At 64.9% G+C, this 21714-nt stretch carries 22 protein-coding genes and 1 tRNA gene; 6 read left to right on the top strand and 17 right to left on the bottom strand.

All coding sequences use genetic code 11. The annotated features are described in order from the left end of the window. Positions 1-131 precede the first annotated feature (131 nt). The 12 genes from DA1_RS27030 to DA1_RS30735 form a co-directional block, all read right to left on the bottom strand. The gene (locus DA1_RS27030) at positions 132-1061 is read right to left on the bottom strand and encodes a hypothetical protein (protein ID WP_034391700.1); all 930 of its coding nucleotides are present in this window, start codon (positions 1059-1061) and stop codon (positions 132-134) included. A gap of 25 nt (positions 1062-1086) precedes the next feature. Further along, complete coding sequence (locus DA1_RS27025) at positions 1087-1608, bottom strand: hypothetical protein (RefSeq protein ID WP_080736826.1); 522 nt, start codon at positions 1606-1608, stop codon at positions 1087-1089. Then, complete coding sequence (locus DA1_RS27020; protein WP_230590743.1) at positions 1605-2249, bottom strand: lysozyme; 645 nt, start codon at positions 2247-2249, stop codon at positions 1605-1607. The genes DA1_RS27025 and DA1_RS27020 overlap by 4 nt, the downstream gene beginning before the upstream one ends. Before the next feature lie 73 nt (positions 2250-2322). Then, positions 2323-2646 carry a holin gene (locus DA1_RS27015; RefSeq protein ID WP_051940599.1) on the bottom strand — a complete coding sequence of 108 codons (324 nt, stop codon included), beginning with the start codon at positions 2644-2646 and terminating at the stop codon, positions 2323-2325. Further along, positions 2636-4975: a portal protein gene (locus DA1_RS27010; RefSeq protein ID WP_034391696.1), complete on the bottom strand. Its 2340-nt coding sequence runs from the start codon at positions 4973-4975 to the stop codon at positions 2636-2638. Before DA1_RS27010 ends, DA1_RS27015 begins: the two co-directional genes overlap by 11 nt. Beyond that, complete coding sequence (locus DA1_RS27005; protein WP_034391694.1) at positions 4962-5384, bottom strand: hypothetical protein; 423 nt, start codon at positions 5382-5384, stop codon at positions 4962-4964. Before DA1_RS27005 ends, DA1_RS27010 begins: the two co-directional genes overlap by 14 nt. Before the next feature lie 29 nt (positions 5385-5413). Beyond that, on the bottom strand, positions 5414-6769 hold the full coding sequence (locus DA1_RS27000) for a PBSX family phage terminase large subunit (protein WP_080736825.1): 1356 nt from the start codon (positions 6767-6769) through the stop codon (positions 5414-5416). Then, positions 6766-7542 (bottom strand): terminase small subunit, encoded by a 777-nt coding sequence (locus tag DA1_RS26995; RefSeq protein ID WP_034398306.1) that lies wholly within the window; start codon positions 7540-7542, stop codon positions 6766-6768. Before DA1_RS26995 ends, DA1_RS27000 begins: the two co-directional genes overlap by 4 nt. Before the next feature lie 13 nt (positions 7543-7555). Next, a complete protein-coding gene (locus DA1_RS26990) occupies positions 7556-7921 on the bottom strand; it encodes a hypothetical protein (RefSeq protein WP_034391692.1) in 366 nt (121 codons plus the stop codon). A gap of 279 nt (positions 7922-8200) precedes the next feature. Next, complete coding sequence (locus DA1_RS26985) at positions 8201-8728, bottom strand: hypothetical protein (protein WP_034391690.1); 528 nt, start codon at positions 8726-8728, stop codon at positions 8201-8203. Between the two features lie 2 nt (positions 8729-8730). Next, positions 8731-9702: a DUF1376 domain-containing protein gene (locus tag DA1_RS26980; protein WP_034391688.1), complete on the bottom strand. Its 972-nt coding sequence runs from the start codon at positions 9700-9702 to the stop codon at positions 8731-8733. Further along, complete coding sequence (locus tag DA1_RS30735) at positions 9699-9947, bottom strand: hypothetical protein (protein ID WP_141441628.1); 249 nt, start codon at positions 9945-9947, stop codon at positions 9699-9701. Before DA1_RS30735 ends, DA1_RS26980 begins: the two co-directional genes overlap by 4 nt. Before the next feature lie 83 nt (positions 9948-10030). Here DA1_RS30735 and DA1_RS26975 point away from each other — a divergent pair, with 83 nt between their 5' ends. The 3 genes from DA1_RS26975 (at position 10031) to DA1_RS30085 (ending at position 11623) form a co-directional block, all read left to right on the top strand. After that, positions 10031-10750, top strand: a complete 720-nt coding sequence (locus tag DA1_RS26975; protein WP_013803304.1) for a S24 family peptidase — start codon at positions 10031-10033, stop codon at positions 10748-10750. 181 nt (positions 10751-10931) lie between these two features. Next, positions 10932-11273, top strand: a complete 342-nt coding sequence (locus tag DA1_RS26970; RefSeq protein ID WP_051940597.1) for a hypothetical protein — start codon at positions 10932-10934, stop codon at positions 11271-11273. Positions 11274-11317: 44 nt separating this feature from the next. Continuing rightward, on the top strand, positions 11318-11623 hold the full coding sequence (locus DA1_RS30085; RefSeq protein ID WP_080736824.1) for an Ogr/Delta-like zinc finger protein: 306 nt from the start codon (positions 11318-11320) through the stop codon (positions 11621-11623). On the opposite strand, the gene DA1_RS26965 is transcribed toward DA1_RS30085, so the two are convergent. The 5 genes from DA1_RS26965 to DA1_RS26945 form a co-directional block, all read right to left on the bottom strand. After that, a complete protein-coding gene (locus DA1_RS26965; RefSeq protein WP_034391684.1) occupies positions 11617-12924 on the bottom strand; it encodes a type II toxin-antitoxin system HipA family toxin in 1308 nt (435 codons plus the stop codon). The genes DA1_RS30085 and DA1_RS26965 overlap by 7 nt on opposite strands. After that, on the bottom strand, positions 12924-13325 hold the full coding sequence (locus tag DA1_RS26960; RefSeq protein ID WP_034391682.1) for a helix-turn-helix domain-containing protein: 402 nt from the start codon (positions 13323-13325) through the stop codon (positions 12924-12926). The genes DA1_RS26965 and DA1_RS26960 overlap by 1 nt, the downstream gene beginning before the upstream one ends. 272 nt (positions 13326-13597) lie before the next feature. Next, positions 13598-13684: transfer RNA gene (locus DA1_RS26955), tRNA-Leu, on the bottom strand. 120 nt (positions 13685-13804) lie between these two features. After that, positions 13805-17020 (bottom strand): efflux RND transporter permease subunit, encoded by a 3216-nt coding sequence (locus tag DA1_RS26950; RefSeq protein WP_034391680.1) that lies wholly within the window; start codon positions 17018-17020, stop codon positions 13805-13807. Beyond that, positions 17017-18252 (bottom strand): efflux RND transporter periplasmic adaptor subunit, encoded by a 1236-nt coding sequence (locus DA1_RS26945; protein WP_034391677.1) that lies wholly within the window; start codon positions 18250-18252, stop codon positions 17017-17019. Before DA1_RS26945 ends, DA1_RS26950 begins: the two co-directional genes overlap by 4 nt. 174 nt (positions 18253-18426) lie before the next feature. On the opposite strand from DA1_RS26945, the gene hpnC reads away from it, so the two are divergent. The 3 genes from hpnC to hpnE all read left to right on the top strand — a co-directional run bounded on the left by hpnC (position 18427) and on the right by hpnE (position 21594). Continuing rightward, entirely contained in the window at positions 18427-19311 is an 885-nt protein-coding gene (hpnC, locus tag DA1_RS26940) for a squalene synthase HpnC (RefSeq protein WP_034391674.1), read from the top strand. Between the two features lie 67 nt (positions 19312-19378). After that, the gene (hpnD, locus tag DA1_RS26935) at positions 19379-20224 is read left to right on the top strand and encodes a presqualene diphosphate synthase HpnD (RefSeq protein ID WP_013803312.1); all 846 of its coding nucleotides are present in this window, start codon (positions 19379-19381) and stop codon (positions 20222-20224) included. Next, positions 20221-21594: a hydroxysqualene dehydroxylase HpnE gene (hpnE, locus tag DA1_RS26930; protein WP_034398303.1), complete on the top strand. Its 1374-nt coding sequence runs from the start codon at positions 20221-20223 to the stop codon at positions 21592-21594. Before hpnD ends, hpnE begins: the two co-directional genes overlap by 4 nt. The last annotated feature ends 120 nt before the right edge of the window (positions 21595-21714 follow it).

Genomic DNA, 21714 nt, shown 5'->3' with positions numbered 1-21714 from the left:
CGCGGCCTGCCCCTTCTTGTACTCCAGCTGGATGCGAACGCCGCCCACCTCCAGCACATCCCCCGTGCGCAACTCGATGAAGATGCGGCGCACGCCGGGCGTCGATGCTGCAGCCTGTGCCATGGGGCCCTTCACACCGAGCGCAGGAACTGCGCACGCTTTTCTTCGGACAGGCGGCCCAGCGCGCGCTCGTAGTCCAGGCCGGTGAGCTTGTCCAGCTCGGCGAACTCGTCGCCCGCGGGGTCGGCATCGCCTGCGCCGCCGGGCACGTCGGCCAGGTTGGTGACTATGTCGGACGGATCTGCCCGGCGTCGCATGTCCACGGACTTTTTGGTGGTGGGGATCCCATGCAGGGCCAGAACACGCCTGTGCGCTTCCTCCAGAAACCAGCGAAAAGGCCTGTGCTGGTTGGCGGGAGCTGCCCCAAGTGCCTTGACGAAAGCGTCCAGGTCAGCCTGTTTTTCCAAGTCCGCGTGGTAATTCACGCGACCCAGTTCAGGCATTTTTGCAGCGTCATCCAGGAACGTGTGGATGGAGTGGGTCCATGCATCCATTTCAGACTGCTGGCGCATTTCCGCAGAGACAGTGGCACGCGTTTTCACATCGCGTAGCTGGTCACGCTCATCTTGCAGCCTGTCCAGTTCAGCCTCCATTTCCGAGTGGTCCAGATCACCGTCGTTGAACCTGCGGCGGACTTCGGCCATGGCAGATTTGTTGGCCCAGACCTGGTCCTGGTAATCCAAGGGCAGATCCACCCTGTAGCCAGATGGCAACGGCTTAGAGGATCCCCCGGCGCCGTGGCGTTCGGCATTGTGGTCTGTTTCGGGCGAATGGCTCGTTGACGCTTCCGCCCCGGCTTTCAGCGTGGATGCTGGCGCGTCATCACTGTCACGGCCATCGGCTTGCCCCATTGGCTCATCTTCGGGGCTCCCATCGAGACTGCCACGGCCCAACGCAGCAAGTGCTGCCGCATTGTCCTCGCTGGGGTCATAGTCGTCTTCCTGCAACGTGGCGCGCTCGGCTTCGGACAGAAGGCGCAGTTGGTCGTCTTGATTGGTCATGGTTGGCAGTTCCTGATGTGCGTGCTCAAGGGAGATTGGCAGGCTTGGCACGGGGCCAGGCATCACCCATCAATCGGACGTCAGCGGCATGGCCATCAGCCGCTCGCGCGATGTCTGCACCGCGCTGTGCCATTCTTGTACCTCGCTCTGCCAGACTTTCGAGTAAGGCTGTGCAGGTGCTGGCGTACTGGGCAAGAGAGGGCCGGGTAGCTGCGCTGATACGTTCTGGCAAACCGGCGAAGTCACCGCGCAAGCCTGCAGCAGCAATGTGCATGTCGCGCAGGCTGCGCTCAAGATCCTGCTGGACCAGCGCATTGCGCTGCTGGGTACGTTGGAATGTGGCAAGTGCATCGTCAAGTCCCTTGGAAAAAGCAGCCATGTCCTGCGCGGCCTGGCGCACACGGGACAGTTCGTCGCTGACAGCCTGTTGCCTCAGTTGCTCCAGGCGCACTCCGTAGCGTTGATCCTGAGTCCACCACGCGCAACCTGCACCGAGGATGAAGGCCAGTCCTGCAGCCATGGACTGGACGAAGAAGCGGGAGCTCAAGGCATGACCCTCCACTCTCGGCAGATTTCGCCATTCGCATCGCCTCGCAGTTGCAGCCCCGGCAGCACGGTGGAAACGCCCTTGACCGTGCCCCTGTTCCAGCGAGGGTTCTCGTTGCAGGCCCCTGCCAGATCACCGGCGTTGGCTTTGCGCAGTAGCGTGCTGGAAGCCAGGCTACCCACCCCCTTGTTGTGCACGAAGTCGATGAATTGCCCTTGCACGAATGGGTCATACGCCGCCCAGTCCACAAGCATTTGCCGTGCATGGCGCTCTGCAATCAGGTAGCGGCCAAGTTCCAGTGCATAGCAGTCTGAGGAGCTGTACCAGCGGCCCGCCGTGACCCCCTCTCCAGTGACGCCATTGCAGACAGTCAGTGGCTGGCCCTTGCCCAGCTTGTCGACATAGGGCATTCCCACATGGTGCCCGCTGCTCTCGTAGAACGAGCCCAGTACCATCGCAACCTTCACGCCGGGCGAGGTTTGGGTATCTGCCGCAACGGCCTGCACATAGGGATCGTTGAGTGCCGGGCCGTCAATGTGCCGGGCCACGATTGCCCCTCCACTGCCCAACCCGGCCAGCAACACCAGCGCGGCCAGCCGGCCTGCCAGCCATGCCGGCACCTTGGAAGTCTGCTCAGCCATCATGCATTCCCCTGGGCATGCACCCATGGCCCGGCAGTTCGCCCAGGCAAGGCGGCGGTCCATCGATCTTGCTTCATTGCCCACCCTCCTCGTCTGGGGCATTGCGCGTACCGCTGCGGCGCATGAGGCTCATGCGCAATTCGTGCTCGGCCTGATCACGAGCCTCTTCCGCCAACTTCAGTTGAAATTCCTTGCGGCGGTAGTACCAGCTGACCGAAAAGCCTGCGACACCCACCACTATGCCGATAGCGACACCGGCTTCGGAGGTCAAGAGCCAGCCAAAGCCACCCAGTCCGAGTCCGCTCCAGCCGACCTTGCTGCTCATGGCCGCCGCCGCCCCAGCGTTTGTTGCGTTGGCCGCAGCTTCGAGCGCGGCCTGCGTGACGTCATTGCCCATCCATCACTCCTTGTTGTTCAAACTGGGCGAGGCGACCCGACATCGAATCGAGATGCTGGCGGCTCAAGGCCTGGATTTGCGCCACGCGCTCGCGCGAATCGGCCTCGATGCACGCCACCTGCAGGCGCACGTCCTCGTCTGCCCGGATCTGCAGCGTCTTGTTGGCGAGGTCTGCATTGGCCTTGGCAAGTTGCTGGCGCATGTTGTCCAGCTCGACATCCGCATCGCGCCGCACTGAGGCGGCCGCACCCGCCATGCGCAAGGCCAGAGCCTGGTCCCCGCCGCTGGCACGCATGTGCTCGGCCTCGGCCTCCAGCTTCTCGGCACGGGCATTGACTTCACGGACCTTGGCCACCTGCTCGGCAAGCGCCTGGCGCGCGCCCTCCTGCTGCATTTGCAGGGCCTCGGCCTGGGCCTGCATCTGCTGCTGCATCTGTTGCTGCTCTTCGGGTGTAAGAGGTTTGGCGGGGTCGCGCTCACCGGTCAGCTTGCGCATCTCATCTGCGATCTGCTCTCTATTGGGCAGGTCGGAGTAGTCCATGGCGATGGTCAACAGGCGCAACGCAGCCTCGGGCGGCATGCGGCCGGCCATCTGTGAAAGCGACTCGAACATGACCTGGCGCAACGTGCCCGCATAGTCCTGCTCGGACACAATGAAATCAGCCAGGCTTGCTGTGATGTCGTTGAGGTAGCGCACGCTGCCATCCGGCTGCAGCTCGGGCAGGTTGATGCGTACCCAGTCGAGACGCCCTTTGTGGCCTGACAGACGAATGACCTTTTCCTCCGTGTACCACTGCTCGATCAGGCTCAGTTGCTTCTCGCCCTGGATCTGCACAGCCAGCCGGTGATTGTCGAATGGCTGTGTGGTCACGACCGATCCTTGCATCTGGCGCGCCTTGATCGCAATGCCGGAGCTGGCATTCGTCTGCCGGCCCAGGTTCTCGCTGCCGATGCCGGCGGACTTCTGTATCGCCTGGGTATCCAGGTTCATCATCTGCATCTGGCCGGAGGCCATCTCGCTGTCGCGGTGCACCTCGAATTTCCGTCCGGCGCGATAGATCACGACCCCATCGGGCTGATTGATTTCCTCGCGCGCCTCGTTGATATCGTCGAAGGCGCCCTTCTCGGCGAATATCTGGTTGGTGGACAACAGGAACAATGCTTTGCTGGCCCGCTTGTTCAGGTCCATTTGCAGATCGCGTACACGCCGCACCACGCCATAGGGCATGCGATCGCGGCCGCGGCGATAGCACCAGATGGGCGTGAGGCTGAAGCTGTTGTGCCGCATGGGCATGGGCCCCAGCGCAAGCAGATGGCCTTCGGTGAATACGGCCACGTGCATGCGCATGACCACCCGGTCCACGATGGCCCCGCCAGCCTGACCGATGGCTTGCATCAAAGCCTGGTCCCAGGGTTCAACGAACGCGCCCTTGAACGGCCCTTCGGTCACGACGCGAACCGAGGCCGGCATGCGGAACTGGCACTCGATCAACCGCACGCGGCGGCGCTGCTCGTCATCGGCATCGCCATAACCACTGGCCAGGCCACCCCGCGAATGCTGACTGGAGGAATGGCCCTGGTAATGGAATGCGTCCTCAGCCCACTGCTGCGCGCTGTGCTCCTGTCCCTGCTCCACTGCACGCTGCAGCACGTCGCGGCGAGCTGGATACATGGTGATGGCCACATCCTCGTCCACCCAACGGGTGCGGAAGATATAGCGCGCGTCGCTCAGATCGTTTTCCATTGCCATGGAGTCCCAGAGCACGTTGCGCCAGTCTTCGTACTTGGAGTAGATGATGTCCTTGGTTGGGTCGTTCCGTACCCCGTCGTCCAGCCAGCCGACCCCCACCTTGATGGTGTCTTCAAAAGCCCGGCTGCGGTTGAAGCCCGTGCGATTCACATCGGACACGTACTTGAGCACCTTGGTCTTGATGTCAGCCATCTGCACGCCTTCCTCGGTGCGTGGCAGCACGCTCCAGTCCACGCGCGCGCGCCGCTCCGTACCAATCAGCCAGTCGCACATCACGGCCACCTCGTTGAATACCAGGGGCACCTGGCCGCGCCCCTCCAGCGTGGCTGCGTCGGCAGGTTCCCATTGGTCGCCGTCGTAGTAGTCGGCGTCGATGGACATCTGCAGGCGGTTCTCGGCCTGGATCTCGCGTTCGCGGTAGTACCAGCTCAGGAGCTTTCGCAGCGTCTTGCGGGCCTCGGCCTGGTCCAGCGGATGCTGGGGCGCTGTGTCCACCACATCGAAAGCCGGCGGCTCATCGTTCAGGACGTGCTCGCCCACGCCTGCTCGGCGGTTGAAGCGGGGTTCAAGCAGGGACATATTCGGCCCCCACATCAGGAACGGTCAAAGCCTGCGCTGCAATTTCCTTGCCTTCCATCTTGATCACCAGGTGACCGAACTCGCGGCCCCGGCGCTCCCATGTCGGCTCGCTGGGCATGGCCACCAGATCAGGCAACCCTTCATTGATGATGGAGGCCACCCGCACCCAGTTGGCCCGGCTGGGTTCAATACCCAAAACCTCGCAAGCCTTCACGCACATGCGTGCAAGGTAAGACGGATGGTCATAGAGATAGGCGGCGCTCTCCATCACCACATACCAGGGCGCTTTGGGACGCAGACTGGGGATCAGGACCAGGGCCCTCTCTCCATTGATCCAGGTGTAGATGGCCAGCAGGTCGCCGTGCCGGCGGTGGAGGTGGGACTTGCGAAGATCGATGCATGCAGGCATGCCATGACAATGGCAGGCTTGGCACGGTCTCAACGCGCCATGCCGCCTCCGCGCCGCCGATTCCTCATCGCGCACTGGGTCGCGTTATCCATGCGCGGCAGGGCCATGGCCAGATAGCGCCACACATCTGCGCCGTGGCTGGCGTCGTCATGCAGCGGCGCGCCAGGCTCCTGGGTTCGGGGGTCTACCTGGCGTCGATACCGGCTCAGGCAATCCAGCAATTGGGCGCACCTGCCGGCATCGACATAGGCCTGGGCAAAGATGCCACGCGCCATCCGTATGCCGGCCTCCAGCCCGAATCGCTCGAGCACCTCGACCTCTCGGCCCATATCCTGCAGGATCTGCTGCGAAGTCTGCCCGGTCTTGAAATCTCCATGCGCGCCATCGTGCGGGAGGAAGTCTGTGCCCCATAGATAGGGGAGTTTTTCCATCTCCTGCACGTACCACTCCAAGGTCTTCTGGTGGCCTTGCATGAAATGAATGATCCGAAAGTCCACGGCCGTGCGCTGCACGAAAGCGATCGCCATGTCGTCGGCCCATCCCAGGTCCCAGACAGTATGCACGGGCAACCTGGGATTGCAGGGGACGGGGCAAACGCGGCCGTCGTTGTGCAGGCGCTCTACCTCCTTGGCGTAGATGGCACCAGCCAGACTGCGTCTGGGACGGCCCTCCCAGATGTTCCAATAGCTGTCTGGATCACGCTTGAAATGGCGTCCCCGTTCCTTGTCCAGCACATCGGGAAACCATGGGTTGTCGCGCCAGTTGATTTCGCAGAGCCAAGTATCACCATCCGCATGGGTGATGAAGCGGTCATAGGTTGGGTCACTGGCCAGGCCAGGATTGAGCGTCAGCCAGATCTCGGATCCTGGACGCCGAATGGTGGGCACCAGCACCTCCCAACTGCCCGCGCTGACGCCCTGCGCCTCCTCCACCCAGACGATATCGATGGCCTCGAACGACTTGATGGAGTTCACCGTATGGGCCTGCAGGCCTGCGAACAGGATCAGTGTTCCGTTGGCTCCGCGGATTTCCGTACCCAGCACCTCGTAGAACGCCCCCAACCCCAGGGCCTCGATCTGGTCCTGCAACAGGCGATGCACGGACTCGCGCATGGACTTCTGCACCTCGCGCGCACAAAGGATGCGCAAGGGGCGGTTGCTGCCCAGCACCAGCAAGGCCATGGCCACGGACCACGACTTCGCGCCTCCGCGGCCACCGTACATGACCTTGAACCGCCGCGGCTCGAAGAGCGGCCTGAGCTTGAGCGGGAACTCGACAGTGACGCGCGAGCGCTCGATCTCATAGTCGGCTGCAAAATCAGGAGGCTCGCCCGAAGGCAGGCTGTCGAGCGCGAGCATCGGCAATTCATCAGACATGGTGCTCATGCACGCTCCTCGCGAGGATCGTCACTGCGCCGGGGTGGCTCAATGAAATGCACTTCGAAGTGCCCCATGCCCATGCTTTTCTGAGCGGTGTCCCGCTGGTACAGGCCGTGATAGCGCATCAGTTTCTCTATCACATCCAACTGGCTGCGGAGGCTGATCTCCGTGCCGTACTTGCCTTCCTTTGCGCCACCGAACAGCGCCAGCGCACCCCGCCCAAGGCCGCGCGTGTCCTTGACGACCGTGCGTGGCAGACCGGCGCCAAAACACTCAGGGCACTCCGCCAGGGGGGGACGGTGGGCCTCGTAGCCCACCCCGCCGAGCTCGGGAAAGTCCTGAAATTGCTTGCCGGCATCAATCCACTTTTCACGCTTGGCGTTGTACTCGGACAGCGTGTACTGGTAGTCATGGGCAGCTCCGTAGCAATGCCGGCAGCACGATACGTGAACCTCGACCAGATCGCGCGGATCGGCCATCAGCATTTCATGGAGCCGGCGCACCACTTCCTCGGCCCGAACCTCGGCGTGCTCCGCGACGCGTTGGCTGCACTCCCTGACATAGTCCTGCACCCGTGGATCCTTCAGCAGCCTGGCGCCCTGAGATGCCGCAGAGGATGGACTGTAGCCTGCGGCGACTGCCGCCCGCGTGGCATTGAAACCCGATGCAACGTACTCCCGTGCAAAGCAACGATGCCGCTCCTGCGTGCTGCTGTGCTGACGGGAGGAGGAGACTTGCTCCCCCCCGGAAAGGACGGTGTTGGAGATTAGCGTTTTCATGCCTGCGAACCTGTCAGGCTTGGGACGCGCCATCAGGCAGGCCCGAAGAATTCGCCGGCACCTCGCGACGGTCGCAGATCAGTCGGTAGCGCAGAACAGGCTTGCGCCCGGGCAATTCGGTGAGCCTGGCTTGGACCAGGCCCCGCCCCGTCAGGTACTGCAGCGCCCAATCGATCTCTCCTTTTGAACGCCCTAGCGCCAGCACCAGTTCGCAATGGAAGAACCAGCGGTCCGGCATTTGCTGCAGATGGCGCAACAATGCGTCCGTACCACTGCCTGGGCGCACGACTCCGGCAGGGCGAGGGTTGTGATTCCTGGGCCTGCCATCCTTTCGGCCTTGCAGTTGCCCCGCCAGCCAGTTGATCGCTTCGTCTCCCATACGTTCAGACCTTTCCTGCACGGGCTTCAGCCAGGCTCAGATGTGGCAACCAACGAGCCGATCTGGCATGGATGGCGCACACCGGGCCGCGCCGTTCAGGCCACTGGAATACGTTGTTGCGAAAAAGCGTGGAATTCAAGGTTCTACCCTTTCAATGGAAGGCTGGGAAACGGGGCGGCTCTGGGCACGGCAGGGGGCGATTGGTGCCACAGCGCAGCAGGCAGTGACGTCAGGACGACGGAGATAGGCTGTGGAGGGCATTCGGACAAGTCTGGACAGTCATCGCGGCCACCCATCCATGCTCAGGGCCTGCATGGCATTGCGAAGCACTGCGCGGGTGATGGTCTGGTCACCGGCCCGGGTTCGGGCCAGGATGCGGCGCGCCCAGTCCTTGCCATCGCCTACAGGCACCAGTTGCACACGGACAGGCGAAGCACCAGGTGCTGGCAGACGAGTCCACCCCTGCAACTCGGCATGTGTGCTGCGGGGGGTGGCGGCACGGCACAGCGCTTCAAACTGAGGCAGGTGCGGCGGGAAATCCGGATGGGCCGCAGGCAGTCGGGCCACGGCAGTTTCAATCACACTGGAGTCGTATTTCGCCAGCGCTGCGCTCCAGACACGCATGGCCGCGCGGACACCGAGATCTCGCCCGCCATCATCCAGAACGCCTGTGGCGAATTTGCTCAGAAACAGCGAACCGTAGGACCCCTGCATGACCAGGAACAGGTTTTTCACGGCGGAACTCGCGGCCTGCTGCCGGAGCTCTCCCGTTATCGCAACGGACGACAGGGCAGAAATGCTCTGCATGCCTACGCCTCCATGATGGCCGCGTAAGCTGCGCCGTGCCTGCCCACGGGGACGGAGCGACGAATAGCGGCCCTCGTCGGTGGCGGAAGTGCGGCAGCCAGCCATTCCAGCGGTTGCAGCGGCCTGGCCTGGGCGCAGGCACGCAGCCTGTCGATCAACGCATCGTCACCATGGACCTTGCGCAACCCACCAAGGAAGGACCGTGCCTGTCTTTCCGGCGTACCCGAGTTGACCAGCAGAGACAGCCCATAGCCGAAAATGATCTCGCTGCAGTCGCTGGCAGGAACGGGCTGGCGGATCGAACCGCCAGGATTGGAGCGAACATCAGGGTGTCCCTGTCTCTTTCCCTTTCCCTGTCCCTTGGAGGCGCTTTCCGCAGAGACCGCAACACAGCCTCCACGGGACACCGGAGCACTGTCCCCAGGGACACTGTCATCTTGTTCCCCCGGACAGGCGTAACCGTCCCCGGACATGGACAGCACCTGTCCGGTGGGACGGCCGCAATCTATCCATTCCTCATACGATGGACGGCGCACATCTGTCCCGTGCCTGTCGTTGTGCTTTTTGATGCGGCTGCATTCGGTGCGCCAACGCTGCAGCAACTTGGCACTCCAGGCGTCGCGAACCTTCTCCGCTACCACCGCGTGGTGGTAGCGTCCGTCGCTGCATAGCACCCAGCCTCGCATGGCTCCCTCACGCACGCGTTTCCACTTGGGGTCAATACGTCCCCGCAGGGCATAGCCCGCCTGTTTCGCGATCCAGGCATCGTTGTCCGGCATGGAGCCAGCGGGAACTTGGTGCCAGGCGGCAGACCACAGCAGCACGGCGGCCCAGCATGCATCGGGGGTCTCGTTGGCCGCCAGGTCCGAATCCCTCAGCCGGGCTACATCCAGTGGCATGAACGGAAAGTCGGAAAGATCACAGTCGCAGGGCACCATGGGATCAGGCAGAACGGCATTGCATTGGCTTGTCATGCGCACCTCCCATGGCCTATCGAGCGAGCTTCGTTCTGGAAACGAGCCCTTTCGGTCAATGGCAGCGCATCCAGGGAAAACCTGCCGCCCCCCAAAGCCACCATCACGTCAGCCAGCCCCAACTCCACTTTCCCGCCGCCATAGACCAGCTTGCTGAGCAGCCCTGGCGTGGTGCCACACCGCTCGGCGAACTCGGCACGCCCGCGACGATCCAGTTCACAAAAAAACAATTTGAATGGGTTCATGCAGCACATGATACCCAAGGAACCCACAAAAAGATACCCAAAGGTATCTTGTACCCACAGGTACTCAACGCGAAAATCAGCCCATGGATCAGCACACACGCCTGCAACAACTTCTTACAATCGTCTGCTCGGAATTCACCCAAGGCAATCGGGCCGCGATGGCACGCGCCATAGGAAAGGACGCAAGCTACGTCAACCGACTTTTCTACCCTCAAGACAAGAAGGGCGCCAAAGGAATTGGGCAAGAGTTGATGGAAGCCACGCGGACGGCATTCGATCTGCCGCGCGGATTTTGGGAAATGACACCCAATGAGGCAGCCGCAGCTCTAAAGCACACCCCCGACCTGGTGGAAAATACCAACAAGAAACTCACACGAGACGAAATAGTGATTCGACAGTACTCCACAGGTGGCGCCATGGGCGGCGGACTGGTCTTGCGAGACCAACCCGGCGTCATCAACAGCTGGAGCGTGAACAGTGAGTGGGCCCAGAAAAACCTCCCCTACGTGACGTCCTACGACAACCTGGCCATCGTGACGGGCTTTGGAGACTCCATGCTGGGGATGTTCAATCCAGGCGATCCACTCCTGGTGGACACTGGCGTCAGGGAGTGCGAGTTCGATGGCGTCTACTTCTTCTCGGTCGACGGAGAAGGCTTTATCAAGCGCCTTCAGCGAATTCCCGGCGAGGGCATTCTGGTGATCAGCGAGAACAAGAAATACCGGGAGTGGTACATCAAACCCGGCATGAACCTTCAGATCCTGGCCAAGGTGCTGCGCGCCTGGGAAAGCAAAGTCTACTAACCCGCACAGAAGACTACCAAGCCACCCTCAGGGGTGGCTTTTTTTGTCAACAATACCCATAAATACCCAAAGGACAATACCTAAAGAACCATCAAAAACAGAACCTTAAGGTATATTCAAGACATCGGTTCCAGCAACCACGCACACCCACCTCGCCTTGCCACATCGATTGCAGACAGCCATGAAAGCAAACGCGTCTACAGCCTGCTGGGCCCACACGGCGGCATCCAGCCATGCCAGCAGCGAAGGCCACGAGCAGTATCTCGCCGAGTACCTGGATGCCTACGTGCTGGAAAACTACGGACCGCCTTGGGTCGCCGAGTTCATCCAGGAGGCCTTGCATGACATGCCCTACCGCGTTGCCCAACAGATTGCCATCGATGGTGAAAAGCAATGTCCAAAGGGCCTCGAAAGCATGGGCATCACGCTGGACGCCTGGATAGGCGGCTACGCCCGCATGCGTGCAACGCAAGTGCTCACCCCAAGACCAGGAAGCCTGGCATCCCATAAGCCCTGCTGTTGAACAGCCGCTCATACCGTCAACTGGCCTCGAAAGGAACATGACCCATGCGAATGATGTGCCCACACTGCAATGAACACGCGTACACACGCACCAGCTTGCAATTGACCAACACCAGCCGGGAAACCATATTCCAGTGCCGCAACTTCGAATGTGGCCACGTATTTTCAGCAGTGACGGAGATCAACCGCACTATCTCTCCCAGCGCCATCCCCAATCCGTCTGTGATACTTCCGATAAGCACACACATCAAGCGCCGGGAAGTCGCACGACAGATGGCAGCCATGCCATTGTCAGAATTCGATGCACAGCAACATCGCGACACTGAGCCAGCCGCCCATATGGCTCAGTGATCACCCCTAAGCAGAAAGCGCCGTGCCTGGTCGCGCGCCCCGTCGAAGATCTGCCGGGCCATAGGCTGCGGCACGCTGGCCGGCAGGCGCGGCTGCAGCCGGTCGATGGCGCCGTCCAGCGCCTCGACCATCTCCACCATGCTCTCCCACAGGCCTGCGATGCGCGTGGTCTCGGCCAGGGCCTTCCAGTGGCGGCGCTGGATCTCGGCCAGGCGGTAGTGGCGGCTGCGCCCCGGCAGGGCCATGGCCATCCTGGCGCGCTGGCGGGCAATCTTGCCTTGGCCATGGCCGATGATGGGCCAGGCCGACAGCACGTCGTACAGCGGTGTCATCTCATAGCGGCCGCCCGGCTGCAGGAACACCGAGAAATTCTTGGCATGCCCGTCCGTGGCCGCCAGCAGCCAGAACGCCAGCTGGGCCATCACGAAGCGGGCGCAATCCTGGGCAGGCTCGCTGCCATGCTGCAGCACCTGCAGGCACTGCAGCATGCCGGGCCCGCCGTGGGTCTCGTACTTGTTGGCGCTGGCAACGCCGCGCACCTGGCAGAAATCTTCCTGGGGCAGGCGCGCAATCCAGCCCTGCGCCATCCAGGCGCGGTCAAAGCGCTCCACGCACAGCACCTGCTGCCCGCCGAAGGTCTCGATGCTGCTGTCGGCCACGGCAAAGCCCAGCTCGGCCAGCAGCCGGGCACACAGCCACTCATTGGCCACTGACTCGCTCAGGTCGTAGTGCCAGTGCGGCACCACGCCGATGGCCGGCTTCAAGATATGCGTGGTCGGCGTCGCGCCCAGCGGGCGGCACCACTGGCCGCCATGGCGCAGCACCGCCGTCTTCTCCTGCGCACCGGCAATGGACAGCCGGAACTCCTGCTCCACCTCCAGCGCACCAAACCCGGCGCCCAGGCTGGCCAGGTGCTCGGCAATCTGCGCCTCGCTCAGCGGCTCGAAGCGCACCTGGTCAAAACCGTCGGGCACGGCACCCTCGGGCAGCAGCTGCACGGCCCCCACGCAATCGCGGCCAATGGCTTCCAGCAGCGAAAACGCATCGATCCCGCGCAGCCCGAAGCGCTGGTGAATGCGCCGGCGAATGCCCTCGCCGTCCGGCAGCAGGTTGTCGAAATAGTGGGCCACCACCTCGCCCGCCACCGTCAGGTCGCGCGTGAAGGGCATGGACAGCGACAGCGGCCGCGCATGCGCGCTCTGCGGCCAGGCCGGGTCATAGGCGAACACATGGCGGCCCGTGCGCGTGACCTCCCAGGTGCCCACCCGCTCCCCATTCATCCAGACGCCCAACGCCGCCATCACCAGGACCCTTTCGGCTTGCGGTCCTGCCAGTGCGGCGGCAGCGCCTGCGGCTTGAAGGCCACGGGGCGCTCGGCGGGCTTGCGGGGCACGTTGTCACCCGCGTACGGTTGTGGAGCGGGCTCGGCCACCTTCAACGCAGCAGGCACAGGCACAGGTGCAGGCGCAGGAGAAGCCACCGCATCCGCCCTGGGCCGCATGAGCAGATCGGCATCCAGCAGCTGCAGGATCTCCATCAGCTGGCGCACGCTGATGGCGGCCGGGTCACGCTCTATCGCCGCCACACGCGACTGGGACACGCCCAGCCGCTGCGCCAGTTGGGCCTGGCTCACGCCAGCGGCCTTGCGCAGCGACTTCAGGTGCAGCGCAAGCTGATCGGGCAGTTGCAACAGGTGGTCCATGGTGTTCTCCTGGCCAGGGCATTCAAAATATCATCTCAAGATGATTAATTCAAATTATTACCTCAAGATAATATTGCAAATATATCATGCTCAGGTGATATTTTCATTTATCTCGCTACAAGCCTTCCAAGAACGTTGCTGTGGCATAGCGGCATCACATCCACACACCTGTTACCCCCACGTCCGTGACATGCAGAGGCGAAAAAAAACCCGTTTTCGTCGAAGAAAACGGGTTTAAGTGAGATTAGGCGTACTTTGCCTTTTCTCTATTGTGGTGCGCGGGGGGGGACTCGAACCCCCACACCATTGCTGGCGTCAGGACCTAAACCTGGTGCGTCTACCAATTTCGCCACCCGCGCTGGTTCTTGGGGGAGCCGCCTGCGCGGCGGCTCCTAGGTCAGGGCGCAGATTCTAGCCGCAATTGCGGGGTGCATTGCCATACCCCGGATTTGAGCGGCGGCCTCTGCGTTTTCGCCGCATCAATGCGTGGGCTCGCGGCGCACGCGGAACACGGCGGCGTACATGGCCGGCAGCGCCAGCAGTGTCAGCACCGTGGCCACGATCAGCCCGCCCATGATGGCCACGGCCATGGGGCCCCAGAACACGCTGCGCGACAGCGGGATCATGGCCAGCACGGCGGCGGCAGCCGTCAGCACGATGGGGCGCAGGCGGCGCACGGCGGCTTCGATGATGGCGTCCCAGGCCGGCACGCCGCGCGCGCGATCGGTCTCGATCTGGTCGATCAGGATCACCGAATTGCGCTGGATCATGCCCATCAGCGCCACCACGCCCAGCAGCGCCACGAAGCCGAAGGGCCGGCCCAACAGCAGCAGCGCCGCCGCCACGCCGGGAATGCCCAGCGGCCCGGTGATGAACACCAGCAGTGAGCGGCTGACACTGCGCAACTGCAGCATGAGCAGCGTGAAGGTGAGGAACAGCATCACGGGCACACCAGCGACGATGGCGTCAGAGCCCTTGGAGCTTTCCTCCACGGCGCCCGCCACATCGATGCGGTAGGCCGTGTCGCCTGCGGCATGCCAGCGCGCCTCGATCTCGCGCAGGCCCGGCAGCAGCGCATGGGTCAGCGTTGCGCCCTGCAGGCCCTCGCGCACATCGCCCTGCACCGTGATGGCGAACATGCGCTTTTCTCGCCACATCACGCCGGGCTCCCAGACCATCACAGGCTTGGCGATCTGCGTGAGCGGGATCGACTTGCCCGACGCCGTGGGCAGGTAGGCGTTGGCGATGTCGGTGATGGCATCGCGCTCCGAATACGGCGTGCGCAGCACGATGTCGATGAGCTTGTCACCCTCGCGGAACTGGCCCACGGTGGAGCCGCTGAGCATGACGCGGGCCGCCTGGGCGATGGCCTGGCTGCTCACGCCCAGGGCGCGCGCCTTGTCCTGGTCCACCTCCAGGCGCACGGCCTTGACGGACTCATTCCAGTTGTCGTTGACGCCGCGCATGTCGGCGTTGGCGATCATGACCTGCTTGACCTCGTCGGCATAGGCACGCAGCTTTTGCGGATCGGTGCCGGACACGCGGAACTGCACCGGATAGGGCACGGGAGGCCCGTTGGGCAGCAGCTTGACGCGGCCGCGCACCTCGGGGAACTCCTGGGCCAACAGCGCCGGCAGCGATTTGCGCAGACGCTCGCGCGTGGGCAGGTCCTGGGCGACCAGGATGAACTGCGAGACGTTGTTCTGCGGGAACACCTGGTCCAGCGGCAGGTAGAAACGCGGCACGCCCGAGCCCACCCACTCGCTGACCGTGCGCACGCCGTCCAGCTGCATGAAGCGCTCTTCCACGCGGCGCGTGACGGCTTCGTTGGCGGCCAGCGACGTGCCCTCGGGGAACCAGATGTCCACCAGCACTTCGGGCCGGCTGGAATCCGGGAAGAACTGCTGCTGCACGCGCGACATGCCCACCAGGCCCAGCGCGAAGACCAGCACCGTGATGGCGATGGTCAGCCAGCGGTGCGTCACGCACCAGTTCACGGCGCGCCGGAAGCGGTTGTAGAACGGGCTGTCGAAGACTTCATGCTCGGCCGACGAGGCATTGAGGTTGGTCTCCTCGATGGGCACCTCGCCCGAGGCCACCTCGGGCGGCAGCGTGGCCGCGTGCGGCGGGCGCTTGAGCAGCAGCATGCCCAGGTAGGGCACGAAGTACACCGAGGCGAACCAGCTGAGCACCAGCGCAATCACCGTCACCGCGAAGATGGCGAAGGTGTACTCGCCCGTCATGGACTTGGCCATGCCGATGGGCAGGAAGCCCGCCGCCGTGATCAGCGTGCCGGTCAGCATGGGCTTGGCCGTGATCTCGTAGGCGAAGGTGGCGGCGCGGTACTTCTCGTAGCCCTCCTCCATCTTGCGCACCATCATCTCGACGGCAATGATGGCGTCGTCCACCAGCAGGCCCAGCGCGATGATCAGCGAGCCCAGCGACACCTTGTGCAGGCCGATGTTCCAGTACCACATGGCCAGGAAGGTCGCGGCCAGCACCAGCGGAATGGTGATGGCCACCACCAGGCCCGGGCGCGGATCGATGTACCAGCGCTTCCACAGCGGCTGGTGGCCCTCGCGCTTGTGCAGGCCCAGGCTGATGAAGCTCACGGCCAGCACCACCACCACGGCCTCGATCAGCACCTGCAGGAACTCGTTGACCGAATCGGCCACGGCCTTGGGCTGGTCCTGCATGTTGGCCAGCTCCACGCCGGCCGGCAGCGTGCGTGCGATGTCGCCCACGGCGCCGCGCAGGGATTTGCCCAGGCGGATGATGTCGCCGCCCTTGGTCATGGACACGCCCAGGGCAATCGTCTCGCGGCCCTGGTGGCGCACCTTCACATTGGCCGGATCGGCATAGCCGCGGCGGATCTCGGCGATATCGCCCAGGCGCAGCTGCGCGCCCGATGCGCCGCGGATGGGCATGGCGCGCAGCTCATCCACCGCCAGGAACTGGCCGGCCACGCGCACCTGCACGTCCTCGCGCGGAGTCTGCAGCACGCCTGCGCCTTCGATGGCGTTTTGCTGGCCCAGCTGGCCGAGCACCTGGTTCATGTCCAGGCCCAGCTGCGACAGGCGGCGCTGCGACAGCTCGATGTAGACCTTCTCGTCCTGCACGCCGAACAGCTCGACCTTCGCCACGTCGGGCACGCGCAGCAGGCGCTGGCGCACGTCGTCGGCCATGGTCTTGAGCTCGGCGTAGCTGAAGCCGTCGGCCTGCAGGGCGTAGATCACGCCATAGACATCGCCGAACTCGTCATTGAAGAACGGCCCCTGCACGCCCTGCGGCAGGGTGTAGCGCATGTCGCCAATCTTCTTGCGCACCGTGTACCACAGCTGCTGGACATCGCCGGGGCGCGAGTTGTCCTTGAGCTGGAAGATGATCATCGACTCGCCGGGCTTGGAGTAGCTGCTGATCTTGTCGGCGTAGGGCACCTCCTGCAGCGTGCGCTCGATCTTGTCGGTGACCTGCTCGGCCATCTGCTGCGCCGTGGCGCCGGGCCAGTTGGTGCGCACGACCATGGCGCGGAAGGTGAAGGGCGGGTCCTCGTCCTGCCCCAGCTGGAAGTACGAGGCAAAGCCCAGCAGGAGCAGCACGACGATGAAATAGCGCGTCAGCGCCACATGGTCCAGCGCCCAGCGCGAAAGATTGAAGTGCCCGCCCTGCGGCGCCTTGTGTTTGGGCCCGCTCATTGGGCCGCTCCGCTGGGCGCAGCGCCTGCGGCGGCAGGCGCCTGTGCAGGCTGTGTCTGTTGCGGCCGCTGCTGTGCCGGCTGCGGGGCCTTGTCATAACGGTCCTGATAGACCGTGACCTTCTGGCCTGGCGTGAGCACATGCACGCCGGCGGCCACCACCTGCATGCCGGGCGTCAGGCCTGCGGCAATCACGGCCTCGTTGCCATCGGCCGTGGCCAGTTGCACGGGCTGCAGCTTCACCGTGCTGCTGGCGGCGTCGAACACCCACACGGCCGTGCCCTGGCCGCCGCCGCCTTCCTGGCGCAGCGCTGTGGTCGGCAGCTTGATCACGGGCTGGCCCGTGGGGCCCATGCCCTCGGGCAGCGCATGGACCGTCGCGCCCAGCGGCGGCACGGCAGCCGCATCCGACGCAGGCAGTGCCACCTTCACCTGGTAGGTTCGCGTGACGGGATCGGCACTGGCCGCCACCTCGCGCACCTGGCCCTGCAGCGGCTGCATGCCGGCCGACCATGGGCGCACATTCACCTTCTGGCCCACGCGGATGGCACCGCGCTTGTCTTCGGGCACCACGAAGACCACGTCGCGCGGGCCATCCTGGGCAATGCGCACCACGGGCGATCCGGCCGACACCACCTGGCCGGGTTCGGCGTCTATGCCGGTCACCACGCCGGGCACATCGGCCAGCAACTGCGCGTAGGACTCCTGATTGCTCTGCGATGCCAGCTGCGCCTTGGCCTGGTCCAGCGTGGCTTGGGCGGACTTGAGCGTGGCCTCTCGCCGCTCCAGCTCCGCACCACTGATGAAGTTCTGCGCCTTCAGCTGCGAGTAACGCCTCACATCGGCAGCGGCAAGATCGCGCTGCGTGGTCGCGGCCGCCACCTGGGCGCGCGCGGCGTCAGCTCCCAACCGGTAGTCGCTGGCATCGAGCCGCGCCAGCAACTGGCCTGCCTGCACGTGCTGGCCCAGTTCCACCTCGCGGCGAACGAGCTTGCCGGCCACGCGAAAGCCCAGGCGCGACTCTATGCGCGCGCGCACCTCGCCCGCGTACTCCAGTTGCGTGTCCAGCGCGCCCACGCCTACGGTAAGCAGCTTGACGGCGCGCACCGGCTCGGGCGGCGGCTCGGCCTTGGAGCAGGCGCCCAGCGCCAGCGCGGCGGCCAGGCACAGAGGGGCAAGAAGAAGATGGCGCGGCAAAGCAGGCGCGGCAGGGTTCGATGGCAAGTCGGGCATGTGGATCCGGGAGGGCTGGTGCGAAAAGCGGCTGCGGGCTGCAAGATCCGGGCAACATGCCGCGGCAGCTGGCTGGCGCCGTTTACTGACTGACGGGTTAGTAATTTAGGAGAAGCCCTTGAGCCCGTCAAGTGAAATGCATGGCCTTGCGCGCAGCATCGACAATCGGCCACCGTGAAGTCCACCGCTCCCACCCTGCCCGCCTCCCCCGCCCCGGTCACGCACTACGAGAACTTTCCCGTGGCGTCCTGGCTGTGCCCGCCCCGCTTGCGCCCGCCGATTGCCGCGCTCTACCACTTCGCACGCACTGCAGACGATCTGGCCGACGAGGGCGACGCCACGCCGTCCGAGCGCCTGGCCGCGCTGGCCGCCTACCGTGCCGACCTGATGGCGCTGGGCACCGAAAGCGAGGCCTCCATGCTCGCCCGCACGGCCTGGCCCCTCGTCTTTGCGGGGCTGGCACCGCAAGTACGCGCCCACCAGCTGCCGCTGGCGCTGATGGACGACCTGCTCAGCGCCTTCGCGCAGGACGTGCACAAGACCGAGTCCGGCACCACCTACGCCGACCGCGCCGAGCTGCTCGACTACTGCCGCCGCTCGGCCAACCCCGTGGGCCGGTTGCTGCTGCATCTGTACGGGGTGGATGATGCCGAATCGCTGGCCCGCAGCGACGCCATCTGCACCGCCCTGCAACTGATCAATTTCTGGCAGGACTTCAGCGTGGACCTGCCGCGCGGGCGCCACTACCTGACCGATGCAGACTGCACCGCCCACGGCGTGCGGCGTGAAGACCTGCGCGCCGAGCCCGCTGCACTGACCCCTGCCGTGCGCGCGCTGCTGGCCGACCAATCGGCCTGGGCGCGCGCCCTGATGCAGTCCGGCGCACCGCTGGTGCACCGCCTGCCGGGCCGCATCGGCTGGGAGCTGCGTCTGGTCGTGCAGGGCGGGCTGCGCATCCTGGACAAGGTCGATGCGCTGCAGGGCGCCAGCCTCTACCGCCGCCCCACCGTCGGCAAGGCCGATGCCCCGCTGCTGCTGTGGCGCGCCCTGCGCATGTGATGGCGGGCCGGCCGTTGCGACACCCAGGCTTTGGCTCCCAGCCGTCCATGGGACAATCCGGCCCCATATGAATCCGGATCAGTACGTCCAAGACAAGGCTGCCGCCTCGGGCAGCAGCTTTTATTACGCCTTCCTCTTCCTGCCGCGCGAGCGCCGTGCCGCCATCACCGCCTTTTATGCGTTCTGCCGCGAAGTGGACGACGTGGTGGACGAAGTCTCCGACCCCGGCGTGGCCGCCACCAAGCTCGGCTGGTGGCAAAACGAAGTGCACCAGGCCTTTGCAGGCAAGCCCTCCCATCCCGTGATGCGGGCGCTCATGCCGCACGCCCCGGTCTACGCCATCGAGGAGCGCCACCTGCAGGCGGTCATCGACGGCTGCCGCATGGACCTGGAGCAGACCCGCTACCTGGACTTCCAGGGCCTGACGCGCTACTGCCACCTGGTCGCAGGCGTGGTCGGTGAAGTGGCCGCGCGCATCTTTGGCCAGACACAGGAAGAAACCACCGCCTACGCCCACAAGATGGGCCTGGCCTTCCAGCTGACCAACATCATCCGCGACGTGGGCGAGGACGCCATGCGCGGACGCATCTACCTGCCCATCAGCGAGCTGCAGCAGTTCGACGTCAAGGCGCATGAGATCACCAAGCGCGAATACTCGGACCGCTTCACCGCGCTGATGCGCTTTCAGGCCGAGCGCGCCCACCGCCTCTACGACGAGGCCCTGGCCCTGCTGCCCGCCGCCGACCGCCGCACGCAAAAGCCCGGCCTGATGATGGCCAGCATCTACCGCACCCTGCTGCGCGAGATCGAGGCCGACGACTTCCGCGTGCTGCACCAGCGCATCAGCCTGCCGCCGCTGCGCAAGCTGTGGCTGGCCTGGAAGATGCAGGCGCTGGGACGCATGGCGCGGTGAGCAGAGACAGCGCCAAGGGCACGCCGCGCGCCGCCATCCTCGGCGGAGGCTGGGCCGGCTTCGCGGCCGCCCTCACGCTGGCGCGCAGCGGATGGCACATCACATTGCACGAGGCCGCACGCGAGCCCGGCGGCCGTGCGCGCGGCATGGACCTCGACACGCCACAGGGCCCGCTGCGCGTAGACAACGGCCAGCACATCCTCATCGGTGCGTACACCGAAAGCCTGCGCCTCATGCGCGAGATGGGCGTGGACCCTGAACAGGCCCTGCACCGCCAGCCCATGGCCCTGCCCTATATCGATGGCAGCGGCCTGCGCTTTCCCGACTGGCCTGCGCCGCTGGATGCGCTGGCCGGCATTGCCACCGCACGCGGCTGGAGTCTGGGCGAGCGTGCAGCCCTGCTGGCGCGCGCCGTGCGCTGGCGGCTGGCGGGCTTTCGCTGCGCGCCGCAAGCCACCGTGGCCGACCTGTGCGCCGGCCTGCCGCAGCGCCTGGTCAGCGAGTTCATCGACCCGCTGTGCATCTCGGCGCTCAACACGCCCATTCACCTGGCCAGCGGCACGGTGTTCCTTCGCGTGCTGCGCGATGCGCTGTTCAGCGGCCGTGGCGGCTCGCATTTCCTGGTGCCGCGCCGTGACCTGGGCGGCCTGTTCCCGGCGCCCGCCGCGCAGTGGCTACAAGAGCGCGGCCACGCCGTGCGCCTTGGCAGCCGCGTGGCCGAACTGCAGCCCCAGGGACCGCACTGGACGCTGGGCGCAGCCCAGGGCGAAGACGCGCCCTTTGACGCCGTGCTGCTGGCCTGCCCCGCGCCCGAAGCGGCGCGCCTTGCACTCACCGCCGCCGAGCACGACAGCCTGCCTGCACGCGACGGCATAGCCCTGCAGCGCTGGGCGCAACTGGCCCAGGACCTGCAGCACCGCCCCATTGCCACCGTCTATGCGCAGACCGGCGATTCCTCCCACACCTTGCCCCCGGGCGCGCCCTGGCTGGCGCTGCGCTCCACGCCCGATGCGCCTGCGCAATTCGTCTTCGACCGTGGGCAACTCGGCGGCCCGCAGGGCCTGATGGCCTTCGTCATCAGCGACAGCGCATCGGACCGCGAAACCCTGCAGGCCCAGGTGCTGGCCCAGGCCCAGGCGCAGTTGGGCTGGCATGGACTGGTAGCGCTACGCACCGTGATCGACAAGCGCGCCACCTTCGCCTGCCTGCCGCAGCTGCAGCGCCCCGGCATGGAGTTGGGCCACGGCCTGTGGGCCTGCGGCGACCATGTGGATGGACCGTATCCGGCCACCATCGAAGGCGCCGTGCGCAGCGGCCTGCAGGCGGCCGAGGCCATCGGCCAGGCCCTGGGAGCCGAGGGAAAAGCCTGATCCCCCGGGTATCTCCGTAGCCTGCAGACCCTGGTTTGACAGCAGATTGACAGCCGCCGGCGCCACCATCGCTGGCGCCGCATCCGCTGCCCATTCACTACAACGATAGCCAGGAGACCA

This window comes from Delftia acidovorans NBRC 14950, from assembly GCF_001598795.1.
Taxonomy (GTDB): domain Bacteria; phylum Pseudomonadota; class Gammaproteobacteria; order Burkholderiales; family Burkholderiaceae_C; genus Comamonas; species Comamonas acidovorans.
Note: the sequence above shows the minus strand (reverse complement) of the source record. Positions and strands in the feature narration are given on the sequence as shown.

What these genes read in the sequence shown, in the direction of transcription:
- DA1_RS27030 (WP_034391700.1), bottom strand. Translation starts at nt 1,061, where the DNA reads ATGACCAATCAAGACGACCAACTGCGCCTTCTGTCCGAAGCCGAGCGC.
- DA1_RS27020 (WP_230590743.1), bottom strand. Translation starts at nt 2,249, where the DNA reads ATGGCTGAGCAGACTTCCAAGGTGCCGGCATGGCTGGCAGGCCGGCTG.
- DA1_RS27015 (WP_051940599.1), bottom strand. Translation starts at nt 2,646, where the DNA reads ATGGGCAATGACGTCACGCAGGCCGCGCTCGAAGCTGCGGCCAACGCA.
- DA1_RS27010 (WP_034391696.1), bottom strand. Translation starts at nt 4,975, where the DNA reads ATGTCCCTGCTTGAACCCCGCTTCAACCGCCGAGCAGGCGTGGGCGAG.
- DA1_RS27005 (WP_034391694.1), bottom strand. Translation starts at nt 5,384, where the DNA reads ATGCCTGCATGCATCGATCTTCGCAAGTCCCACCTCCACCGCCGGCAC.
- DA1_RS27000 (WP_080736825.1), bottom strand. Translation starts at nt 6,769, where the DNA reads ATGAGCACCATGTCTGATGAATTGCCGATGCTCGCGCTCGACAGCCTG.
- DA1_RS26995 (WP_034398306.1), bottom strand. Translation starts at nt 7,542, where the DNA reads ATGAAAACGCTAATCTCCAACACCGTCCTTTCCGGGGGGGAGCAAGTC.
- DA1_RS26990 (WP_034391692.1), bottom strand. Translation starts at nt 7,921, where the DNA reads ATGGGAGACGAAGCGATCAACTGGCTGGCGGGGCAACTGCAAGGCCGA.
- DA1_RS26985 (WP_034391690.1), bottom strand. Translation starts at nt 8,728, where the DNA reads ATGCAGAGCATTTCTGCCCTGTCGTCCGTTGCGATAACGGGAGAGCTC.
- DA1_RS26980 (WP_034391688.1), bottom strand. Translation starts at nt 9,702, where the DNA reads ATGACAAGCCAATGCAATGCCGTTCTGCCTGATCCCATGGTGCCCTGC.
- DA1_RS30735 (WP_141441628.1), bottom strand. Translation starts at nt 9,947, where the DNA reads ATGAACCCATTCAAATTGTTTTTTTGTGAACTGGATCGTCGCGGGCGT.
- DA1_RS26975 (WP_013803304.1), top strand. Translation starts at nt 10,031, where the DNA reads ATGGATCAGCACACACGCCTGCAACAACTTCTTACAATCGTCTGCTCG.
- DA1_RS26970 (WP_051940597.1), top strand. Translation starts at nt 10,932, where the DNA reads ATGAAAGCAAACGCGTCTACAGCCTGCTGGGCCCACACGGCGGCATCC.
- DA1_RS30085 (WP_080736824.1), top strand. Translation starts at nt 11,318, where the DNA reads ATGCGAATGATGTGCCCACACTGCAATGAACACGCGTACACACGCACC.
- DA1_RS26965 (WP_034391684.1), bottom strand. Translation starts at nt 12,924, where the DNA reads ATGGCGGCGTTGGGCGTCTGGATGAATGGGGAGCGGGTGGGCACCTGG.
- DA1_RS26960 (WP_034391682.1), bottom strand. Translation starts at nt 13,325, where the DNA reads ATGGACCACCTGTTGCAACTGCCCGATCAGCTTGCGCTGCACCTGAAG.
- DA1_RS26950 (WP_034391680.1), bottom strand. Translation starts at nt 17,020, where the DNA reads ATGAGCGGGCCCAAACACAAGGCGCCGCAGGGCGGGCACTTCAATCTT.
- DA1_RS26945 (WP_034391677.1), bottom strand. Translation starts at nt 18,252, where the DNA reads ATGCCCGACTTGCCATCGAACCCTGCCGCGCCTGCTTTGCCGCGCCAT.
- hpnD (WP_013803312.1), top strand. Translation starts at nt 19,379, where the DNA reads ATGAATCCGGATCAGTACGTCCAAGACAAGGCTGCCGCCTCGGGCAGC.